19 protein-coding genes are annotated in these 23146 nt (G+C 36.7%); 17 read left to right on the forward strand and 2 right to left on the reverse strand.

The window, feature by feature from the left end; genetic code table 11:
• Nucleotides 1-124: 124 nt before the first annotated feature.
• From K357_RS0107405 to K357_RS0107430, 6 genes are all read left to right on the forward strand, one after another.
• On the forward strand, nt 125-982 hold the full coding sequence (locus K357_RS0107405; protein ID WP_028258115.1) for a bifunctional 5,10-methylenetetrahydrofolate dehydrogenase/5,10-methenyltetrahydrofolate cyclohydrolase: 858 nt from the start codon (nt 125-127) through the stop codon (nt 980-982).
• Nucleotides 975-1316, forward strand: a complete 342-nt coding sequence (hypA, locus tag K357_RS0107410) for a hydrogenase maturation nickel metallochaperone HypA (protein WP_028258116.1) — start codon at nt 975-977, stop codon at nt 1314-1316. Before K357_RS0107405 ends, hypA begins: the two co-directional genes overlap by 8 nt.
• 150 nt (nt 1317-1466) lie before the next feature.
• Nucleotides 1467-2117: a hydrogenase nickel incorporation protein HypB gene (gene hypB / locus K357_RS0107415; protein ID WP_028258117.1), complete on the forward strand. Its 651-nt coding sequence runs from the start codon at nt 1467-1469 to the stop codon at nt 2115-2117.
• A gap of 9 nt (nt 2118-2126) precedes the next feature.
• On the forward strand, nt 2127-4205 hold the full coding sequence (locus K357_RS09430; protein ID WP_051212170.1) for a hypothetical protein: 2079 nt from the start codon (nt 2127-2129) through the stop codon (nt 4203-4205).
• Nucleotides 4206-4236: 31 nt separating this feature from the next.
• Complete coding sequence (gene brxF / locus K357_RS0107425) at nt 4237-4704, forward strand: BREX-3 system P-loop-containing protein BrxF (RefSeq protein ID WP_028258118.1); 468 nt, start codon at nt 4237-4239, stop codon at nt 4702-4704.
• 399 nt (nt 4705-5103) lie between these two features.
• Nucleotides 5104-6936 (forward strand): carbon starvation CstA family protein, encoded by a 1833-nt coding sequence (locus K357_RS0107430; protein WP_028258119.1) that lies wholly within the window; start codon nt 5104-5106, stop codon nt 6934-6936.
• Between the two features lie 556 nt (nt 6937-7492).
• Here K357_RS0107430 and K357_RS0107435 read toward each other — a convergent pair.
• On the reverse strand, nt 7493-9124 hold the full coding sequence (locus K357_RS0107435; protein WP_028258120.1) for an L-lactate permease: 1632 nt from the start codon (nt 9122-9124) through the stop codon (nt 7493-7495).
• 411 nt (nt 9125-9535) lie between these two features.
• Nucleotides 9536-10669, reverse strand: coding sequence for an Ldh family oxidoreductase (locus K357_RS0107440; protein WP_028258121.1), 1134 nt, complete (start codon nt 10667-10669; stop codon nt 9536-9538).
• A gap of 1390 nt (nt 10670-12059) precedes the next feature.
• Here K357_RS0107440 and brnQ point away from each other — a divergent pair.
• The 11 genes from brnQ (at nt 12060) to K357_RS0107495 (ending at nt 23034) form a co-directional block, all read left to right on the forward strand.
• Entirely contained in the window at nt 12060-13415 is a 1356-nt protein-coding gene (gene brnQ / locus K357_RS0107445) for a branched-chain amino acid transport system II carrier protein (protein WP_028258122.1), read from the forward strand.
• Complete coding sequence (locus K357_RS0107450) at nt 13415-14482, forward strand: iron-containing alcohol dehydrogenase family protein (protein ID WP_028258123.1); 1068 nt, start codon at nt 13415-13417, stop codon at nt 14480-14482. Before brnQ ends, K357_RS0107450 begins: the two co-directional genes overlap by 1 nt.
• A 620-nt stretch (nt 14483-15102) precedes the next feature.
• On the forward strand, nt 15103-15345 hold the full coding sequence (locus tag K357_RS0107455; protein WP_028258124.1) for a DUF1653 domain-containing protein: 243 nt from the start codon (nt 15103-15105) through the stop codon (nt 15343-15345).
• 15 nt (nt 15346-15360) lie between these two features.
• Nucleotides 15361-16140, forward strand: coding sequence for an HAD family hydrolase (locus tag K357_RS0107460; RefSeq protein ID WP_028258125.1), 780 nt, complete (start codon nt 15361-15363; stop codon nt 16138-16140).
• A 150-nt stretch (nt 16141-16290) separates the two neighbouring features.
• The gene (locus K357_RS0107465; RefSeq protein WP_425314976.1) at nt 16291-16845 is read left to right on the forward strand and encodes a peptidylprolyl isomerase; all 555 of its coding nucleotides are present in this window, start codon (nt 16291-16293) and stop codon (nt 16843-16845) included.
• A 76-nt stretch (nt 16846-16921) separates the two neighbouring features.
• Nucleotides 16922-17185 (forward strand): GIY-YIG nuclease family protein, encoded by a 264-nt coding sequence (locus K357_RS0107470; RefSeq protein WP_028258127.1) that lies wholly within the window; start codon nt 16922-16924, stop codon nt 17183-17185.
• A gap of 172 nt (nt 17186-17357) precedes the next feature.
• Nucleotides 17358-17816, forward strand: coding sequence for a YwiB family protein (locus K357_RS0107475; protein ID WP_028258128.1), 459 nt, complete (start codon nt 17358-17360; stop codon nt 17814-17816).
• Complete coding sequence (gene argS, locus K357_RS0107480; RefSeq protein ID WP_028258129.1) at nt 17782-19446, forward strand: arginine--tRNA ligase; 1665 nt, start codon at nt 17782-17784, stop codon at nt 19444-19446. Before K357_RS0107475 ends, argS begins: the two co-directional genes overlap by 35 nt.
• Nucleotides 19447-19608: 162 nt before the next feature.
• Nucleotides 19609-21219 carry a CTP synthase gene (locus tag K357_RS0107485; protein ID WP_028258130.1) on the forward strand — a complete coding sequence of 537 codons (1611 nt, stop codon included), beginning with the start codon at nt 19609-19611 and terminating at the stop codon, nt 21217-21219.
• Nucleotides 21220-21460: 241 nt separating this feature from the next.
• The gene (locus K357_RS0107490; protein WP_028258131.1) at nt 21461-21937 is read left to right on the forward strand and encodes a S1 domain-containing RNA-binding protein; all 477 of its coding nucleotides are present in this window, start codon (nt 21461-21463) and stop codon (nt 21935-21937) included.
• Between the two features lie 188 nt (nt 21938-22125).
• Complete coding sequence (locus K357_RS0107495; RefSeq protein WP_244869392.1) at nt 22126-23034, forward strand: Ppx/GppA phosphatase family protein; 909 nt, start codon at nt 22126-22128, stop codon at nt 23032-23034.
• The last annotated feature ends 112 nt before the right edge of the window (nt 23035-23146 follow it).

The following is a 23146-nucleotide window of genomic DNA, read 5'->3' on the forward strand; positions in this document are numbered from 1 at the left end:
AGCTAGATTTCATCAAGAAATCATTCGTAGTTGGGTATAATGAAATCATGTTTTTTAGCGTGTATTGCTTTGGTCAATACACATATAGTAAATGGTTAGTTAGTTGAGAGATGGAGAGATAGTTATGTTGGAATTAAGAGGTAAAGCTGTTGCAGAGGCACATAAGAAAATATTATTAGAAAAGTTAGGGGCATTGAAAGAAAATAATACGATTCTTTCTATGGCGATTATATTGGTAGGCGATGATAAAGCGGCTGCTATGTATGCTAAATTTATGGAAAAAACTGCGTTACAAATAGGATTCAGTTGTCGACGTATTACATTGCCTACAACAGCTACACAAGAAGAGGTAATTGGCGTCGTGCAATCATTGAATGAGGATCCTAGTATTCATGGCATTTTACCATTAATGCCTATGCCAAGTCATATTCATACAGATGCTATTATCGATACATTGGCACCCAAAAAAGATATTGATGGACTCACCACTTACAATATAGGGCGCATGACTTGTGGCAAACCAAGTTTAGTACCATGTACAGCTAAGGCGTGTATGGCGATATTAGCACACTATAACATCTCTGTGGCAGGTAAAAAAGTTGTTGTTGTAGGTCGCAGTCAAGTGATTGGAAAACCGGTGGCATTAATGGTATTGGCACAACATGGGACAGTGACTATTTGTCACTCCCGTACGGCTGATTTGCCTGGCACCGTGAAAGATGCAGATATTGTGATTGCTGCGGCTGGCAAGGCGCATATGATTACTGCGGATATGGTAAAAACAGGCGCTGTTATTATTGATGTGGGCATTAATGATTTAGATGGCACCACTATAGGCGATGTAGATTATACAAATGTAAGCAAAGTAGCTAGTGCGATTACGCCTGTACCAGGTGGAGTAGGATCAGTGACTACGACTATGATGCTAGAGTCTGTATATGAAGCGTACCAACTACAAAAGGCAGGGGATATACATGCATGAAATGTCGATAGCAGAGGGAATTGTTGATATTGCACTCGACACATTACAGAAAAATAATGGGACGGTGGTTCATAGTATTCAATTGAATTTAGGTCGTATGAGTGGTGTTGAAAAAGAGGCACTCTTGTTTTGCTTTGATGCCGTTACTAAGGGAACACCTGCGGAAGGGGCAACACTTGCCATCACAACCTTGCCAATCGTGGGTCATTGTGTGGATTGCGATAAGGAATTTCCCGTTGAAAACTATCGGTTTGTATGTCCCTATTGTAAAAGTCATATGATTGCTACCGTAAGTGGCCGTGAATTACAAGTGACATCCATTGATATGGATTAATATTTTATTAGATTTGTCATGCAAAAAAAGATAAAATAATATATGATATAGATAAGGTAAAAGTTACTAGTCCATGACCTCGGGTCTAACTAGTAACTTTGTTAGTATAGTAATTTAATAGATACATAGAATACTAAGAGGCAAATACGTATGGAAGTACCAGTAATGACAAATGTGCTAGCTAAGAATGATGCCATAGCACATAGTTTAAAAGAAGTATTTAAGGATAAACATATTTTTGTATTTAATTTATTAGGTTCTCCAGGGGCGGGGAAAACGTCTTTACTAGAGGCTACATTAAAAGATTTAGTGAAAGACTATCGATTGGCTGTCATTGAAGGTGATTTATTTACATCAAAAGATGCAGAACGAATTCATGCATTGGGTATACCTGTATTGCAAATCAATACAGTAGGAGGGTGTCACTTAGATGCACAGATGATAGAAAATGCATTGCAAGAATTAGATTTAGATGCATTAGATATGATTATTATTGAAAATGTAGGTAATTTAGTATGCCCTGCAGAATTTGATATTGGGGAACATATGAAAGTGACTGTATTATCCGTTACAGAAGGGGAAGATAAACCGCTAAAATATCCTCTTATTTTCAAAGAGGCTGCTGCGGTTTTAGTCAATAAAATTGATTTACTTCCGTATATTCCCTTTAATAAAGAAGTGGCGTTACGAGATATTCATAATTTAAATCCCCATGCAAAGATTTTCGAGATTAGTTGTACAACAAAGACTGGTCTCGATGCGTGGACATCATGGTTGCGGCAGCAGTTAGATAAACGGTAGAGGTATAATATGCATAAAAGACAATGGTTAGTAGCAGTTATTTTGAGTAGTATGGTAGGTGCATGTAGTAGTTTGTCTATGGCTACATCGGAAGGCAATCAACAGGGATTAGTAGAACTAGCACCAAAAGAAGCGGCCCATCATCAGGTACAACTTGACAATACGAAGCCCCATACAAGTGACACATCTCATAAAAGTATGGATACCACATCATCTTTACAAGAGGATCACAAACATGGGGTTATGCATGATGATTTTGATTTAGCAAAAGTGGGTACCGATATTACGGCTAATAATTTATTTCCCATTGAAGGCTCTGACTTTTCCATGAATGGCTATTCCCTAGGTGATGTATATAGAGGGGCTAAAATCGTCAATCAACATGCAGCATTCTTACTTTCAGAGAAAGAAAGAAAGGATGAGGAAACAAAGAAAAAGGACACGATGAATACGAATCAGTCCTTAGCGGAGCGATTGGCGGCAAAGCGAGATAAACATGAAGGTCGTAAGGATGGGCATGACAAAGTTACATCTGATACGAATGAACATACTGATTCTGTTACGTCAACACAGAAAGAGTTGAAGAATAGTCAAGAAGATAAGGATGGGCATGCAACGGAGGCATCTCGGGTAAATCAGGATGAAAAGTCTTGCAATAAGGATAAAAAACAGTCACTTGCTAAGACAGCACCGACAAAGATAAAAAGCACTACAGAAGAGAAGACTGTTGATAGGAACGATAGTAGTGAAGGTCAAGACATAGGCTCTTGCGAGAAAGAGTTGGATCATGATCGCATGCAGCCTAAGGGTAAGGTGGAACCAAGCGTAGATGACAATAAGACGGCTAAGAAAAAGGAAACATCCCTATCAGGACATCTTGTGTGTGCCGTACCCGCTATGGAAATGATGGAAGAATCGTCTTCAACGATGCATAGTGAAATGAAGAAAGGTGTAAAGAATATTAGTTCTGGTGAAGATGAGCATGTCCAGCATACAACGGTAAAGGATAAGAAAGTGGCGGATCTCAAGACAGATTCTTCTAAGAAACATACACAGTCTACTAATGCAAAGCAAGCTACTAAGCATAGTCATAGTGAAAAACAACAGCCTACGGCAAAGGATGAAGAGAAGGTAAAAGATAGTTTTACCTTGCCAGAAGGTATTGGTTGGCATGATGTGTTACAGGTTAAGAGTAATGATAATTTTACGACCTATACAATGATAGGCTCTACTATTACTACCTATACAGGGGTTGAATCAAAGCGGTTTGCTCATCAACGCTTGCGTGGGCAAGGAGCACATTATTTTTATTCAAAGGATGGTACAATTACTAATATCCATGTAGAGCATGGAGAGGGAACTACTGTACGGGATATCGGTATTGGTAATACACGAGGCGAAACATTGTTTGCCTATGGAGCACCTAATGTGATTTGGCGCGATGCGAATACATCGGATTTGCTATTTCTCTATGAAGGGCATAGTCAGTTTTATGATATACGAAATGATCGTGTCACTCGCGCACCGCGTATGACACAAGATGCGGCTTCGCAAATGAAAAATAAGAGATATTTGTTATTCACATTCCATGATGATAAAATTAAGGCCATTGATATGATTGATGGGCAAGTGTGGCCACGATTAGGTGCGCCTAATCTAAGAATGAATCATTTTCAGGCGGGACAATTAACCTCGGAAGATTTTGTATTGCGTGGCTTACAGTTAAATGATACTTTCCATGGTAGTGTAGATGGAGAATGGAAAACGAGAGGCACTGTATTTAATTCAGATTTTATTTCCTATCGAGATTACGCAGTAGGCATTGACAAGAAACAATGTATTAATCGCATATTTTTAAATGGTAATTCGTCGACCACACGACGTGGAGTAACTATTGGTGACACTAAGTATTTACTATTATATATGTATGGGGAACCAACACATATTGAAACGGTAGATGGTGAACATATATATGAATATAAAAATCCATTTGCAAATAATAGTTACTTGTTGTTTACTATAGATAAGAAGGATAAATTTATTAATATGGTTATGGTATCGGATCGTCCTGCCAGTCGGCTACGATAAGATGATACACTTCATTATTAAGGAGGTACCTATGATTTCAGCACAAGATGTAAAAGCAAGATGGGAATCGATTCAAAATGATGATGAACGTATTTTGTTTGTTGTAGGTGGGCCAGGCAGTGGCAAAAGTAGAATTATTCGCGAGTTAGCAGAACAACGTGGATGGAAGTACATGGAAGCAAAACATTTGATTGATGCAGATTTTTTAGAAGTGCCTAGGGAAGAACGGCCTGCATTAGCCGAAGAAAGCATACGTCGTGCTCTAAATATGAATATTGTAGAAGTAGCGTTAGTGGATGGCATTAATGTTCTTTTTGCACCAATTTTAAATTTAGAACCTATTGAATTGCTCCGTAAACTTAGTACGACCATTCCTATTGTAGTGGGGTGGCGCGGCCACTTAGAAGGTAATACATTATACTTAGAACATAATGGAAATACGAAATATGCCTCCTTTGAAGTACAAAACTTAAATCATATTATTACCATTGATGAATAAAGATGGTATATAAAATTTGCATAGATATTGTAACTAAATGTAATAAAATCATTTTTTAGTGGTGCACAACTACTATTGTTGTATGTGTATAAGGTAATACATATATGATATATATATCATGAAAATGAGTTATGTATCATAGAAAATACTATATAATATGCAGTATACAATATATCTGCCTAGTTATAAATCATTATAACTAGGCAGTTTTTTCTATTCTTTTATGAAAGGTAGATACACTGAAAAAAATAATATATGAAAATAAATCATAATATAATACCGAAATATGAAATAATGGTTGACATATTACAAAATTAAGATTAATATTATAACTGTATTAGATTTCAAGAGCATTGGCGTTTGAAATTCTATAGTACTTGTATGTTGGAGGTGTTATTTGTGGTAATGAATGGTATTTATTTAGTCATTGCATCAGCCTGTATCTTGATGTTAGCATATAGGTTTTATGGTGCATTCTTAGCCGCTAAAGTATTGACATTGGATCAGTATCGTTTGACTCCATCGGTAGTACATAATGATGGACATGATTATGTACCAACGAATAAGTGGGTTACCTTTGGTCATCACTTTGCAGCGATTGCTGGAGCAGGGCCATTAGTAGGTCCTGTTATTGCCGCACAATTTGGTTATTTGCCAGGTGCTTTATGGATTCTTATTGGATCTGTTATGGCTGGCGCGGTGCATGATATGGTTATTTTATTTGCATCAATTCGTTATGATGGTAAATCAATTGCGGACATCGCTAAAGAAGAAATTAGTAAGCTAGCAGGCTTAGGTGCTATGTTGGCAACGTTGTTCTTGCTTATTATTACCTTAGCAGGGATGGCTGTTGTAGTAGCGAATGCATTGCATAATTCTCCATGGGGATTCTTTTCCGTTAGTATGACGATTCCTATTGCTATTTTTATTGGTATTTATTTACGTTGGATTAGACCTGGTAAAATTCAAGAAGCTACTATTATTGGCGTGTTACTTATTTTTGCAGCGATTATTTATGGTCCTGTTGTTGCAGAATCTTCCTATGCTTCCTGGTTTACTTATGATTTACAAACGATTGAAATTATGTTAGCTGTGTATGGTTTCTTCGCAGCAGCTTTGCCAGTATGGTTATTATTAGCGCCCCGTGATTATCTATCTACGTACCTCAAAATTGGTACTATTGGGGCATTAGCATTAGGCATTATCATTGTTATGCCAGTTATACAAATGCCAGCTGTCACTCCGTATATTTATGGTGGCGGCCCTGTATTGAAAGGCTCTGTATTCCCATTTATCTTTATTACCATTGCGTGTGGTGCTTTATCTGGATTCCATACAGTTATTGCGACAGGTACTACACCTAAGATGATTACGAATGAAAAAGAAATCTTGCCAATCGGTTATGGTGCTATGTTGACAGAAGGGTTTATTGCTATGATGGCATTAATTGCGGCCACTGCATTACATCCGGATGATTATTTTGCGATTAATAGTACAGCAGAATCTTTCAAAGCCTTAGGCTTGCAAGTGCATGAATTGCCAGTATTGTCTCATATGGTAGGCGAAGATTTGATGCATCGTCCTGGTGGAGCCGTATCATTAGCTGTAGGGATGGCTCACATATTCTCTAAACTTCCTAATATGGAACAATTGATGGGATATTGGTATCATTTCTGTATTATGTTTGAAGCGTTGTTTATTATGACCTTAATCGATGCAGGGACTCGTGTAGGGCGTTATTTATTACAAGAATTATTGGGGCGTTTCTATAAACCGCTTGGCAATGTTAATTGGAAACCTGGTGTGTATGGATGTGCCGCTTTAATTTGTCTTACATGGGGATACTTAGTATTGCAAGGTAACATTGGTATTATTTGGCCACTATTTGGTGTATCGAATCAATTACTAGGTACTATGACATTAGCTGTTGGTACTACTGTTATTATGCGACTTGGCCATAAACGTTATGCATGGGTTACTGGTGTGCCATGCGTATTAATGGCAATTGTAGCTATTGCTGCGGACTATGAAAATGTATTTAATAGTTATATTCCAGCAGGTAAGTGGACATTAGTAGCATTTAGTGTCATTATGTTTATTATGATATTAATCGTTTTAGTAGAAGCTGTTCGTAGTTGGATTCGTTTATCGCGTATACCACAAGACTACAGAACACAAGAAGAAATTGAAGCTGAAACATTAAAACAATTACATGCACAACAAAATGCATAATACATTATAAACATCTATACCAGCTATACGTATAAGTAGTAACTTAGATACGTGGCTAGGCGAATGCCTAGTAGAACTACATATCTATACGTATAAGTAGTCATGTAGTATAGGATGAAAGTAAAAGATTAGCAAGTAGCAACTATATAGTTGCTACTTGCTTTTTATCCTTGTATGAAAATAGATGCACCCTAGTTAAACTAGGGTGGGAGTAAAAACTTTAGAGAATAAGACATAGATCGTGATAGGCTTGGATGCTATAGGCTCCAAGCCTATAGTACTTCTGATTGTTATAGTGATTGTAACGATACTATACATAAAAGTATCATAGGAGTGTAATTAATTACGTAACATAGTAGCCTTATGATACTAGGAAATAGGTTAGCTAGTTATGATAGTCAATGTAACATAAGATGGTGTACATGATACAATACATGGTCACCGTGTAGGTCTAGCGCACAAAAAAGTAGCAGATAGCTGATTATAGTATCAACTATCTGCTACCGTTAGCAGTTATGAATCATTTAGTATAGTTTATCTGTTCTTTATGTATTACTTATAGAAGAATGTCATAAAGCTGGAATACTAATTGTAGACCAAAGTAGGAAATTAATCCATCAGCAATTAAGAATAGTAAGAAGTATCCTACTACAGCTTGCATGATAGAACTTGCTTCGATGGATTTGTTTAGTTTGTCGGCTTCACTAGCATTCACGTTGTTTTCCTTAACAAATGCGGCAAGTGCAGGTCCCACAGCGCCAATTGCGATAGCAATGGATTGAGGAGAGAACATTTTGCCGATGCCGGCAGCACCAGAGTTAATACCTGCTAACCAAAGTGCTAAATGTGGATGTGATGGATCTAATTGAGCAGCAGCGGCTATTTGTAGTGGTCCAAATAGTACATTGGCATTTGTACCAGAACCTGTTAAGAACGCACCTAAGGCACCAACTACAGGAGCAAACGCTGGATACAAGGAGCCTGTAGCAGCAACTAAGGCATTCGCAATATCGATAGTCATACCGCTATATGTCATTAATTTTGCAGTAATAACAACGGCGATAATAGTAATATATGTGAATTTTAATCCTTTGAAAGTATTTCCTAATACATTAAATATTTCACTTGCTTTTGCTTTTTGTACGAAACCACCGATGAAAGCAGAAATAAAAATCATAATACCAGGAGTGGCAATCCAAACGAATGTGTAAGGTTTAGCTCCTTCACCTTGATAGATTGGCACAGATGTTTTAATGGAAGCTAAAGGTCCATTGATAGCTGGAATTAATTTTGATGTACATAATAACAATAAGAAAATTAAAATAAATGGGCAAGTAGCAATTAACCCTTCTTTGAAGGAAATTTTTGTTGTAGGTGCTTCTACTTGGTATTCAGGTTCATTGTTAGGCATAATTTTGGCCATAATAATGATGATAGCCATGATTATGATGGAAGAACCGATAACAGATAATTCAGGGCCCATGAATTTATTAATAAGTAATTGAGGAATAGCTAATGCAAAACCACATAGTAAAGTGATAGTAAATACGCCTTTAATAGCGCGGATACCACCAGCGATAATAGCTACAATAAAGAATGGGGTAATTACATTTAGAATAAATAATTGAGCGGAAATGAATGTACCTAAATGTAATGGATCAAGTGTTGTCAAAGCAGCTAATGTAGTTGTTGGAATACCGATAGAACCATATGTTGTTGGCACAGAGTTAGCAACTAAGCAAGCTACAATAGATTTTAATGGATTGAATCCAACAGCGACCATCATAGCTGCAGGAATAGCTACAGCGGTACCAAAACCAGCCATACCTTCCATAAAGTTACCGAAACCCCACACTAATAACAATGCGAGAACACGTTTGTCGGAAGTTACAGAAGAAAGCATAGTTTTTATAGTTTCCATAGCTTTCGTATGCACTACTAGGTTATAGGCAAAAATAGCAGCAGTAATAACTAGTAGAATAGGCCAAATGGCAAGCGCGGCACCTTCAGCTGCACCTGATAGCATGATAGCAGGACTTTTGTCATAAAATGAAGGTATTATAGCAATAATGAATGATACGATAGCAGCGATAGAACAAGCTTTCCATGCAGGAATTTTTAATATAGCCAGTGCTAACACTAACCAGATGATAGGTATAAGTGCAATTAATACCATAAGTGACATGATAATTCACCCTTTCCATAATAAATATAAACTTTTATATATACGATATATTAGATTTGCTTTGTGAATTACTTTAAGGCTATAGACATATTTGTATAGGCACATAATAATAGCAGTAGGTATAATACGCATGATACATACTATACCTCTAAATAATTGATGGACTATAGCAAAAAAAGTTATCACTGTGAGTAAAAAAAATTTAACTATAGATACAGTTTATAATTAAATAAAAGTTATTATATTATTGATTCCTATAGTTAGTAATATTTTACACGATACTAACATAACATAAATGAGAATAATAAGGGGAAATAAACCTGAGTTTATTTCCCCTGTTTGGTATATAATACTCGTTTATTAGAAGTATACTCAGATAATAGCTGAATTTATGACTTCTGCTATCGTATAGTATTAGTAGTTACCTTTAAACATTGTTTGAGGTGCTTTTGGTACATAATCACCAAAGTATGATTTAAAGTCTAAGCCTAATTCATTGCAAAGATCTTGAACTTCTACCATTGTACCTTCGATAATTGGCACACCTTCTTTAAGAACGCGAGCTACAGATTCATGTTCTTTTTCACCATGAGTGTAGATACGAGGTTGACCGTCAGCTTTAGGAGCATCACGAAGTTCTTGTAAGAATGTGCTGAAATGAGCTTTGATTTCAGCAGGGTCACCAAAGAATGCTGGGTTGATAGCCATGAAACCATGACAAATGTTGGAACGACCATCTTTCATACATTTATTGGATGTACCACCTTGAGAAAGAATGGAAGCGAATAATTCGGCAATCATACCGTTACCATAACCTTTATGGGAACCAGAGATTTCAGTAGCTCCGCCTAAAGGTAAGATACCGCCACCTTCATGACGAGAAATGTTGCCTAATACTTCAGCTGCATTAGTAGAAGGAACACCTTCTTTATTTACAGCCCAACCATCTGGAGTAGCTTTACCCATTTTGTTGTACATTTCTAATTTACCGCGAGTTACTACAGTTGTAGAGCAGTCAAAGAAGAAATCTACTGGATCAGCAGGTACAGTCCAAGCAAGTGGGTTAGAACCTAACATAGCTTTACGTGCATAAGTTGGAACCATGATTGCTTCGGAGTTAGTACAAGAGAAACCAATCAAGCCTTGGTCACTTGCCATTTTAGCGTAGTAACCAGCGATACCATAGTGGTTGGAATTACGAACAGAAACGATACCAACACCGGATTTTTTAGCTTTTTCGATAGCCATTTCCATAGCTTTGTGACCGATAAGTTGACCCATGCCATCTTCACCGTCGATAACTGCAGAAATTGGAGTTTCGAAAACTACTTTGCCTTTAGAGGCGATTTTAATCAAGCCAGAAGTAATACCTTTGTGGTAACGAACCATACGTTGCATACCATGGGATTGAATACCAAATAAGTCGGAAGTTAGAAGTACATCTTGAATGATGTCAGCTTCTTTTTCAGTGAAACCGAATTTTTGGAATGCATCCATGGAAAGTTTTTTTAGAGTTTCATAAGGAAAATAAACGATATTTCCAGCCATTGTCAAAACCTCTTTTCAAAATATAATAATGTACCTAGAATGCTACGGCAAGAAATGTAAATATCAACTAATCGTTTATAATTAAACGCTCCACATTAGATGATATCCTCTTGCGTGCTTCCTTTAATTGACAATGTCAGTATAGCATAGAATACAACATTGTTGAATAGTGTTTGACAGCGAATACCCTTACTAAATATGCATAGAACTAGCAGTTTTGACGAAAAAAAGACGGTGCTATTCAAGAGAAAGTAAGAATTAATCAACGTTAATTCAATGATGAATTTTAGTTATAGGTAATCTAACTATTTGTATTGTCAACGTGCATTTTTATGAAAAACATGAGTTTTTTGCATAGATTATACCTAAAATAGATGATAAATATAAAAATACATTCTTATAGCATTGGTAGAGAATATAGAGATATTTAAAAATATAAATTGGGTTATTTTTATTCTTGTTAATGAATAAAAACTCTGTATTGCGTTGTGGACATCACTTTCTTAAATATATCGATATGTAATTCGTTTCAAGAAAGACTATTAATTTAGTATATAGTAAATGTATTTATCAATAAGTTAAATAATAAATGGGAAAATTGAGCCATACGTATTACATAGAGATACTAGTTAGATGATGTGATAGAGTATAAAACTTAGAGGCTGGTGATAGAGTATATAAACCATATATATCAACCTATTTTATGATTTTAGATCCCTGCAGGTTGAGTATAGAGGTAAGTGATCATTATGCCACCGTAAGTTCTGCTATTATACGAATTGTTTTGTGTGCTAGAAATAGTTGTAAAGCATTATATAAAAGTAAGAAGAGATACTTAATAGCGTGTAATGGTTGGCGTAGGTCTGAGCATTGCTATGCATCATATTTAATTGTTAGTGCATAATTATAGTTAAGTTATAGCATGTATAGTCATGAAATTATATTGATTATCTATGACTAACCATAGAGAATATCTACTATACGCTGTGGTGGAACGTATACTATGATGAAGAAGCTAATATAGTGTTAATGATACACAACAATCGTTGGGTCTATCATTCATACATTGAATCTTGATGGATTCTATTAGTGATAGAATTCCATAGTTTAATAGGCAACAGTACTCTATACGTTAGCATATAGTATTCATATATTTATTAGTATTTGGTGAAGATATAGAATGCAATGCTACTATAAAATTTGATTATGATATACATTATAGATTGTCATATGTGAAACTTTAGTTTATACTATATAAAATAACTACTGTTGATAGAATAGATGATTCGTACTCCATATGTTCTTACATGTGTTGTTATAGACATTATTTTCTAAGTAAGTAGAGATTATGTGGTAAATCATATATGTGTTATTGTAGAGGAGCATTGTTATGAAAAGTTCTCAAAATTTATCTGGCCGTGCGTATGTGGCGATTGGACTTATGCTGTTCGCCTTGTTTTTCGGCGCGGGCAATTTGATTTTCCCTGCCGCCTTAGGGCAACAGGCAGGTGTTAATGTGTGGTGGGCGATTATAGGTTTTATACTTACTGGTGTAGGACTTCCACTATTAGGTGTATTGGCAATGGGCCATTCTGGTTGTAAAAATACTGATGAATTAGCAGGGAGAGTTCATCCTTGGTATGGTCGAATTTACACAGTGCTATTGTATTTAGCCATTGGACCTATGTTCGCCATTCCTCGTACAGGGACTGTATCTTATGAAATTTCAGTTAAACCCTTTTTGGATGCCAGCATGTATTCACTTGAAACATGGTTTCTATTATTGTTTTTCTTGATTTCTTTATGGCTATCGATTAATCCTGCTAAATTAGTAAATCGCATTGGTAAAGTGTTAACGCCTTTATTGTTATGTGCCATTTTATTACTCATTGTAAAATCTTTAATAAGCCCTATGGGAAGTTATGATGTAGCACAAGAGGCCTATGCCACACCAATGATTGCTACAGTACAAGGCTTTTTAGATGGTTATAACACGATGGATGCATTGGCATCGCTGGTATTTGCTATTTTAGTGATTGATTTTGTTAAGTTGAGTGGCGCTACAAGTCGCGAAGAAATTACAGCATCTACAATGAAAGCCGGTATGATTGCCGTAGGACTACTTGGCTTTGTATATATATTTATTGGTAATATTGGTGCTACTAGCGTGGGGCAATTGGGTCTTTTAGAAACGGGAGCTCCTGTTTTGGCTGAAAGTGCGAAGTACTTTTTCGGTAACTTAGGGGCCGTAATCTTAGCCGTTATTGTTCTATTGGCTTGTTTGACTACTAGCATTGGGCTTATTACATCATGTGCTAGTTACTTCCATCAAATTTATGGTCGTATTGGATATAAAACATATGCCGTTATTTTTACACTTGTATCTTTTGTAGTTAGTATGTATGGATTGAAAACTATTATTTCTGCGGCAATTCCAATTTTAATGCTCTTATATCCATTGACGATTGTGCTTATTTTCTTGGCACTAGCACATAATATATTTGGTGGACGCCGCTGTGTGTATGCCGTAACTATGGCATTTACTTTGGTTTCAGGTGTTGTAAGTGGTTTGGAAACGGCAGGTTTTGCACCAGCAACGGTAGAACTTTTATTTAAAGAATATGTGCCACTACATAGTGTTGGCATGGATTGGTTACCACTTGCCATTGTAGGCTTTATTATTGGATTAATTGTAAAAGCAATGACAAATGGAACAGATTGTGGAAATGAGAGAAGGGCTAATTAATGAATACTAATTTTTTACCTAATTATACGATTGGTGGTCATGAGGCATATGAAGCAGTACCACATATTGTAAGACCTGTGGGAAAACGTGTTTGTATTATTGGGGGAAAAACAGCATTATCTAAGGCGATGCCTATTTTGCGACCTATTTTAGTGAACAGTGATTTGGAAATCACTGGTGAAATTGTATATGGTAAAGAATGTTGCTATGAACGAGCTGATGAAATTGCATCTATGCCAGAAGTGCAAGATGCGGATGTACTTTTTGCTATCGGTGGGGGACGCGCAATCGATACTGTGAAAATTGTATCGGGGCGACTTGGAAATAAACCATTTTTTACATTCCCTACGGTAGCGTCAACCTGTGCAGCCACTTCGAAGGTAGCTGCTACATATACACCAGATCATATCTTTCGCGATGCTTATTATTTGGATCGCCAAGCAATTCATTGCTTTATTGATGCACAAATATTAGTAGAAGCGCCTGTTAAATTTGTTTGGGCCGGCATGGGAGATACGATTGCTAAGCATTATGAACCAGAATTTTCTTCTAGAGGGCAAGCATTAACCTACGAGTCTGAATTAGGTGTTACTGTATCGCGCCTATGCTCAGAACCTATTAAGCGAGATGGGGTTGCTGCCTTACAATCGGCTAAACGAGAAGAACGATCCGAGGCATTTGATCAGATTTGTTTAGCCATTATTGTAACCACTGGAATTGCCTCAACGTGTTTGATAGAAGGATATAATAGTAATTTGGCACATGCTATTTGCTATGGTGCGTCTACCTTTGAAACGGTGGCGACAAGACATTTACACGGGGAGATCGTTTCTTATGGCGTACTTGTGCTTTTAACGTTGGATAAACAAATTGAAGAACGAGATACGTGGCTTGCTATTTATAAAGAAATGGGGTGGCCTACGTGTTTGGGAGATTTGGAGTTAGACGTAGCCGCAATCCCAGCTATATTAGATAAAGCTATGGCTGTACCAGATACGAATGTGAGTGCTTACCCCGTCACACGCGATGCTGTGGAAAAAGCGATATATGAATTGGAAAGAGTATAATTTATATGATTTATGCCATCTAATGGAGATTCTATTAGATGGCATATTTTTAGAATTATAGGACAAAACGTGTTGTTTTAAATGCTGATAGAACTAGAAAATACCTAGCTTCATCGGCATTTTATCTTTTTTGTGAACTTTAAAGGGCGTACACAATGTGTTGCAAAAAAGCTGAAAACACTTTCATTTACTGACCTAAATAGGGTTTTATCTTTCTAGAAATATATTTTTTTATGTAGTTTTAGAAAAAAGAGGGTATTTGAACTATGTATCTAGTATGTGGCGCCACGTTGTTAGATGCAGAATACTTTATTACATACAAGAATCTTTCGCTACATAAAGGAAATATCTAATTAGAATATACAAACAAGCTAGGTAATGATTCATTTTGCATAGATAGGAGTTATGAAAAGAATTCATTGTATAACACATTATGCGGATCTACTATAGAATTAGTGAATAATTACTAGTAAGAGTATCAAGGAGGAGTAGAAAAAATTAGGAAAATTTGTTAGTATAATGAATAGAAATTATTGGAACTTAAAATATTATATATGCAGAGAACTATCTATTGGTGTAGTCGTGCATAGTGATAATTCAGTGATGATAGAGAGGTTTATATGCATGAAATTGTAGTAGGAGGATTATACCGTCATTTTAAAGGAATGCTATATTATGTTTCTAATATTGCTATTCATTCTGAAACGGGTGAACCCTTTGTAGTATATCAACAATTGTATGGGGAACGAAAAACCTATATACGTCCGTTAGTCATGTTTGCTAGTGAAGTGGATCATGAAAAATATCCAGAAGTAACTCAAAAAGAAAGGTTTAAACTGCTGTCTGGAAGAGATGAGAGATAACGATTAGGAGGTACTGTGGAACAAAAACTTTTCTTTTTTGACGTGGATAATACATTGGCTGTTTGGCCAGATTGCCATATTCCTGATAGCGCTATATATGCATTGGCACAATTGCAACAAGCGGGGCATCGTGTGGCATTAGCTACAGGCCGTATTCAAAAGGATGCAGCTAGATTTGCGGCACGCTTGGGGTTGACAGATTTTGTGGCAGATGGGGGCTATAGTGTTACGATTGATAATACAATACATTGCATGCAAGGCTTACCCCATGATACATGTCTTAACTACTTGTCCATGTTGGAAGAAAAAAATGTGTACTGGGCGGTTACTGACAGTAATGAGTTGCGTCGCATTACGCCTTATAAGGAAATTTTGGAATGGCATCCTGAATGGGATGTATTTCACACTGTTGTTGATCCGTCATATGATTATCGACAATCAAAGCAGTTTTACAAAATTTATGTATTTTTTAAGCCAGGGGAAGAAGAGGCTAAACAAATTACGCATATGACAGAAAAATTAATCCGTTATGGTGAAGGCTGCCTTTTGTTTGAACCTATGGATAAATCACGGGGCATTTATAAAATGCTTAATTATTTTGGTATGCGTGAGGATCAAGTCGTTGTGTTTGGTGATGGTTATAATGATTTATCTATGTTTAATCCGGCATGGACTAATATTGCCATGGGCAATGGTAGAGAGCCGTTAAAAAAGGCCGCAGATTATGTAACGGCTTCTTGTGATGATGATGGTATTTTGAAAGCTTGCCAACATTTTGGATGGGTCGATACATAGATATTTGATGATATAGATAGTGATAATGTACAAGTGGTCCTTCGTGGCTACTAGTAAAGGATAATGATGAATAGTAAACAAATTTTATGTGTTATGATGTTAGTAATTATGGCCGTGATAAGTTCTGCTTGTAGTCTAAATACAACGCAGATGAGCGTTCAGTCAAAAGGCACTGTAGAAAGCACGGGCATGCCTAACTTTACACCAGAACCAATAGCAGATAGTTATGCCACATTTAATACAAACATGGGAACATTCAAAGTTCGCTTATATGGGTCCAAAGCACCAATTACGGTGAAAAATTTTGAATATTTAGTGAAGCAAGGATTTTATAAGGGGCTTACATTTCATCGTGTTATTGATGGATTTATGATTCAAGGCGGCGATCCGGCTGGCAATGGTACAGGCGGACCTGGCTATGAAATACCAGATGAGTTTTCTAATGATTTGCACTTTAACCAAATGGGTGTGTTAGCGATGGCTAATCGAGGCCCTAACACAGGGGGATCGCAATTTTTTATTACCTTAGCACCTACGGATTGGTTAGAGAATAAACATACTATTTTTGGTGTCGTTGTACAAGGTATGGACGTGGTTATTAACATTGGAAAAGTACCGACTAATGAGCAAAATAAACCTAAAAAGCCAGTTATTATTAACTCTATTGTTTTAGAACCAATTCCAGAAACTAAATCGAGTAAGTAACAAGCAACATGAGTAGGCATGACTTGTAAAAATGATTATGTAATAGAGTACTGATATATACTTATATAGGAGTAACGTGAATTATACATATATAGTGGAATGTAGTGATCATACATATTATACAGGATGGACAACAGACTTAAAGCACCGCATGAAAGCACATAATGGTGTAATCGCAGGTGGTGCCAAATATACGAGAATACGTCGACCTGTGCAGCTTGTATGGTATGCAGTATTTTCTACAAAGCGTGAAGCACAAGCAAAAGAATATGCGATTAAACAACTTTCTCGTAAGGATAAAGAAAAACTGATCGAAACTTTTACCGGTGACGATTTGTGATAAAGCATGATTATGAGATGGAGTTGATAGGTTGGTTAGCATGCATTCTGCTAATGGTGCGATAGAAATTATAAAAGAAACTAAGATATAGAAGTCAAATCATCTATTATATGATATACTATAAAAGATTAAGTAAAAAAAGTAGGTTTCCATAGGTCAAGGGAGGAATCGGATGAAACAGGTGTTAGTGTCTGTTAAAAGTATTCAGCGAGACCGTGATGGCGAAGACACCGTTGTAGAACTAATTTCATCGGGTCGTTACTATGAGCGACAAGGTGTAAAATACATTATATATAATGAAAGTGAAGTTACGGGATTAGAGGGCGTTAAGACAACTATTAAAGTCTATCCTAATTCCGTTGTTTTATTGCGTACCGGTGATGTCAATATGCGTCATCAATATGTGCTCAATGAAAAGCATGAATCTGTATATCAAACACCGTATGGACAACTTCATATGGCAGTATATACACATGAGTTTAATGTATCTATTCAAGATGGCATAGGAAGTGTTCACTTAGGATATGATATTTCAGTAGATGGAGAATGGCAATTTTATAATCAATTAACAATTACATTGCGGGAGGATACAGAAAATGGATATGAAAGAAATTCTAAAGGAAGGGATTAATACAGCCTTACAACAAGCAATTCAAAAAGGTCATTTACCAGAAGGTGTGTATCCAGAAGTAGTACTAGAAGTGCCACCGCAAAAAGAGTTTGGAGATTTTTCGTCGAATATTGCCATGCAGTCAGCACGTGTGGCCCGTAAAAATCCAAAAATGATTGCAGAAGCGATTATGGAAGAAATGAAGTTTGACTGGTTAGACCATGCAGAAGTGGCTGGTGCAGGGTTTATTAACTTTTACTTGCAATCTGATGTAGTATATGACACATTAAAACATATATTAACTACAGGTAAGGAATATGGTAATCAACCGCTTCGTGAAACTGATACAATTCAAGTTGAATATGTAAGTGCAAACCCTACGGGACCATTGCATGTGGGACATGGCCGAGGTGCTGCCTACGGCAGTGCATTGGTAAATTTGTTGCGTGCTAGTGGATATCATGTGCAAGCAGAATATTACATCAATGACGCAGGCAATCAGATTAATAATTTAGCTAAATCAGTGGAAGCACGGTATCAAGAATTGTTAGGTAATAGCGTGGAATTTCCTGAAGATGGGTATCGTGGGGCAGATATTGTGGATACTGCTAAATCATTGTTAGCCACATATGGCAATCAATTAGCAGCCATGACGGTGGAAGAACGGCATGCATTTTTTAAAGAAGAAGCATATAAATTAAAATTAGATGCTTTAAAAGATACATTGGGAAAATTTAATGTTCATTTTGATAAGTGGTTTAGTGAACGCACATTGCATGATTCTGGAGATGTGATGGCAGCCATTAAAGAATTACAAGACAAAGGCGCTATTTATGAAAAAGAAGGTGCATTGTGGTTGAATTCTACTGCCTATGGTGACGACAAAGATCGTGTGGTTATTCGTGATAATGGGGTACCTACTTATTTGGCAGCGGATATAGCATACCATCGCAATAAATATCAACGAGGCTTTAAAGAAATGATAAATATTTGGGGGGCTGATCATCATGGGTATGTGGCTCGTGTGAAAGCGGCTATGTCCTCCTTTGGCTTTGATGCAAATCGACTAACCGTATTGTTGTTACAAATGGTGGCATTATTCCGTGATGGACAACTTGTTAAAATGTCGAAACGGACTGGTGAATCCGTTACACTCGATGAATTGATGGAAGAAGTAGGCGTTGATGCAGCGCGATACTTTTTCTTAATGCGTTCCTTAGATAGTCAATTAGATTTTGATATTAATTTAGCAACATCTCATAGTAATGATAATCCTGTGTACTATATACAATATGCCCATGCACGAATTCACAGTATTTATCGACAAGTTAGTGAAGCAGGCATTTTTTATGGCGATTGGAATCACACTGATTTTACCGTATTAACGGCGGAATCTGAATTAGAATTGATTAAAAAATTAGGCTCCTACGAAGAGGAAGTACAGGTGGCAGCTAAATTACGAGCACCACATCGAATTTCTCGTTATTTATATGATTTGGCGGGTATGTTCCACTCATTCTATCGCCAAGGCCGTATCATGGGTGTGGATAGCCAATTACAACAAGCACGCTTAGGATTGATTACGGCAATAGCTTTGGTGTTGGAGCATGGACTTAATATATTAGGCGTATCGGCACCAGAAAAAATGTAAATGGCACTTTCTACGACGTATCATAGGAATTCTAATGATTAATTGGTAATTAGAGATAACAAATTTAGAAAATTAGTATATAATAAAATGTATGAGATTTGATGTATGACAATGACATAGTATTATATTCACATAGTTTCAATTTTCGCTTTGGGAGGCATCATGGCAACTAAGTATATTTTTGTAACAGGTGGTGTTGTATCTTCTCTGGGAAAGGGAATTACAGCAGCTTCGTTAGGTCGTTTATTAAAGAATCGTGGTTATAAAGTAACAATTCAAAAATTTGATCCTTATATTAATATTGATCCTGGCACCATGAGTCCGTATCAACACGGTGAAGTCTTTGTTACTGACGATGGGGCAGAAACCGATTTGGATTTAGGCCACTATGAACGATTTATTGATATTAATTTAGGAAAGCGCTCTAATGTTACAGCAGGGAAAGTATACTGGTCTGTTATTAATAAAGAACGTCAAGGCGATTACTTAGGGAGTACGGTACAAGTTATTCCTCATATTACGAATGCGATTAAAGAAAATGTCTATAAAGTAGGTAAAGAAGAAAATGCCGATTTTGTGATTACAGAAATTGGCGGTACTGTAGGAGATATTGAAAGCTTGCCATTTATGGAAGCCATTCGTCAGGTGAAAAAAGATGTGGGCCGTAATGATGTATTATATATTCACGTTACGTTAGTACCATATATATCGGCAGCAGGAGAACTTAAAACTAAGCCTACACAACATAGTGTAAAAGAATTACGTAGCATTGGAATTCAGCCAGATATTATCGTATGCCGTGCAGAAAAACGATTAACGGAAGATATGAAAGAAAAGTTGGCTTTATTCTGCGATATTGATAAAGAAGCGGTTATTGAAAACATGACCTGTAACAGTATTTACGAAGTGCCATTAATGATGCAAGAAGAAGGACTAGATAGCATCGTAGTAAGAAAAATGGGATTAGAAGACGTACCAGCAGACATGACTGAATGGCAAGCTATGGTAGACAAAATATTGAATCCTACGCAAGAAATTCAGGTGGCCTTAGTGGGTAAATATGTAGCTCTACATGATGCGTATTTGTCCGTAGTAGAGGCATTAGGTCATGCAGGTATTGTGGCCGACACAAAAGTCAATATTAAATGGATTGACTCTGAAGAATTAGATAATGCATCACAAGATGAGTTGGCAGAAATTTATGCAGATTGTGATGGTATTGTAGTACCTGGTGGATTTGGTCATCGCGGTGTGGAAGGCAAAATACGTACAATTCAATATGCCCGTGAACACAAAGTACCATACTTAGGACTATGTTTAGGCATGCAATCGGCAGTTATGGAATTTGCGCGAAATGTATGTGGCTTAACTGGTGCGACATCTAGTGAATTTGATGAAAGTGCAAAGCACTGTGTAATAGACTTGATGCCAGATCAAGTGGACGTAGATAAAAAAGGTGGTACGTTGCGATTAGGTTTATATCCTTGTAAAACCGTAGAAGGCACAAAAGTACGTGAAGTATATGGAGAGGATTTAATTTACGAACGTCATCGTCATCGCTATGAGTTTAATAATGAATATCGTCAACAATTGACTGAAGCGGGATTAATATTATCTGGTACATCTCCCGATAGTCGCTTAGTAGAATGTGTGGAAGTGAAAGATCACCCATTCTTTGTAGGCGTTCAATTTCATCCAGAATTAAAATCCAGACCAACTCATGCACATCCTTTATTTAAAGGGTTTGTAGATGCCATACTTGCTTTGAAATAATGTATTGTAAAGATAATAGGACTATTTTGATTCGTGAATAGTCCTATTTTTCATAGCTCTTTTATGAAGAAAACCATCGAATTACTACTGGTTAGATAGAAAAAGTAATTATTGACAATGTTTTTTATAGACCGTTATAATGATACAACAAGTAGTTTTTAGTTAGTAGTCATGTACTATAAAGTGAGAAAGCTGAGAACTTAATTATTGATGTATAATCTTGTGGAGGAAAGAAGTTAGCATGGCTATTGAAGTAGGCAATGTTCTAGAAGGAACAATAACAGGAATTACCAAATTTGGTGCCTTTGTAGATTTAGGAGAAAAACAAACAGGACTGGTTCACATTTCTGAGGTTTCTAACGAATATGTAGAGAATATTAATGATTTTTTAAAAGTGACCGATCAAGTAAAAGTAAAAGTGTTAACGGTGGAAGGTAATAAAATCAGTTTATCCATTAAACAAACACAACCAAACACGGTTTCTGCTAAAGAAGAGGGAACGGCTAGAAACTTTGATAGTACTTCTACAAGAGGGTATGTAACGGATAAAGGCCTACGGCGAGATAGCTTTGATAAAAAACGAACAGCGAGTCGAAGCGGTCAATTGTCGTTTGAAGAAAAAATGAAACGCTTTTTGAAAGACAGTGATGAGCGTTTAACCGATATAAAACGTAATACCGAATCTAAACGAGGCGGTCGAGGTGGCCGTAGAGGTTAATAAACAAGAGGTGACAGTTAGATGTCATCTCTTTCTTGTTATAGGGTGAGCAAATGAGTTATAGAGCTAGTAGATAGTAGAGAAATATAATAGATAATTCATGCATAAGGAATATGCTAAGTTCATTTAAATTGTAAATGAAGCGTACTAATATGCATGTTAATCGATTAAATTGTTAGGTGTAGGGTATGATGAATGTAAATGGTATAGGTAAAAAAGTCGCTATTGTTGATATGGGGTCTAATTCGATTCGTTTATTATTAGGTACATTACAAAAGGGTGTATGGCATAATGAACCAAAGCGATTATGGACTACACGCTTAGGCGATAGACATAGGGATGGTTCTTTGAAGAAAGAACGCATGGAGGCTAGCTTTGAAGCACTTTCAGAAATTTATACGCTAGCGCAAATGTATGGAGCTAGTGATATATATGGATTTGCCACTAGTGCTGTGCGAGAGTCGACGAATGGAAAGACATTTTTGACAATTGCGAAGAGTTATTGTCCGATGCATACGCGTATATTGACGGGAGAGGAAGAAGCGTACTATGGATTTCAAGGCGCTTTGCAAACCTATTTGCCGGATGGAAAGCAACATGCCCTTATAGATGTAGGTGGTGGTAGCACTGAAGTGGCCTTAGGATCGATACAGGGCGTTGCGTGGAGCACATCATATTTGGCTGGTGCAGTACGATTACAATCGGTTTCTGAAGAAGGACCGCAAGCGGTGTGGGAAGTAACACAAAGTATGTGGCTATCTATGCCGATGAAAGAACCGTTTGGCGTGGTTGTTGCTATTGGTGGTACTGCTACCACATTAGGGGCTATTGATGTAGGAGTGGATGTCTATGATCCTTTACGTATTCAGGGACATATGATGAGTCGAGAAACGATAGAAGGCCTTGTCATGAGACTTAGATATATGTCTATGGAAGAAAGAAGACAAGTGGTAGGATTACCAGAAGGCAGAGCAGATATTATTGTGAGCGGCGGAGAGATTATTACATCATTTTTAGATTTTTACGGCATTTCAGCAATATATATTAGTGATACAGATGGTATGGAAGGCATACAAGCATCTTTGTATGAGTTATGATGAATGTATAGTGTGTCGTGCATAAAGTGATACTTTCATCGTGAACTGTCATATCCGATAGACGTGATGTATCAAGAAAAGCGTATGTACATAACATAGATACGATACTGAT

Origin of the sequence: Veillonella montpellierensis DSM 17217, from assembly GCF_000426745.1 — a bacterium.
GTDB classification, from domain to species: Bacteria; Bacillota; Negativicutes; order Veillonellales; family Veillonellaceae; genus Veillonella; species Veillonella montpellierensis.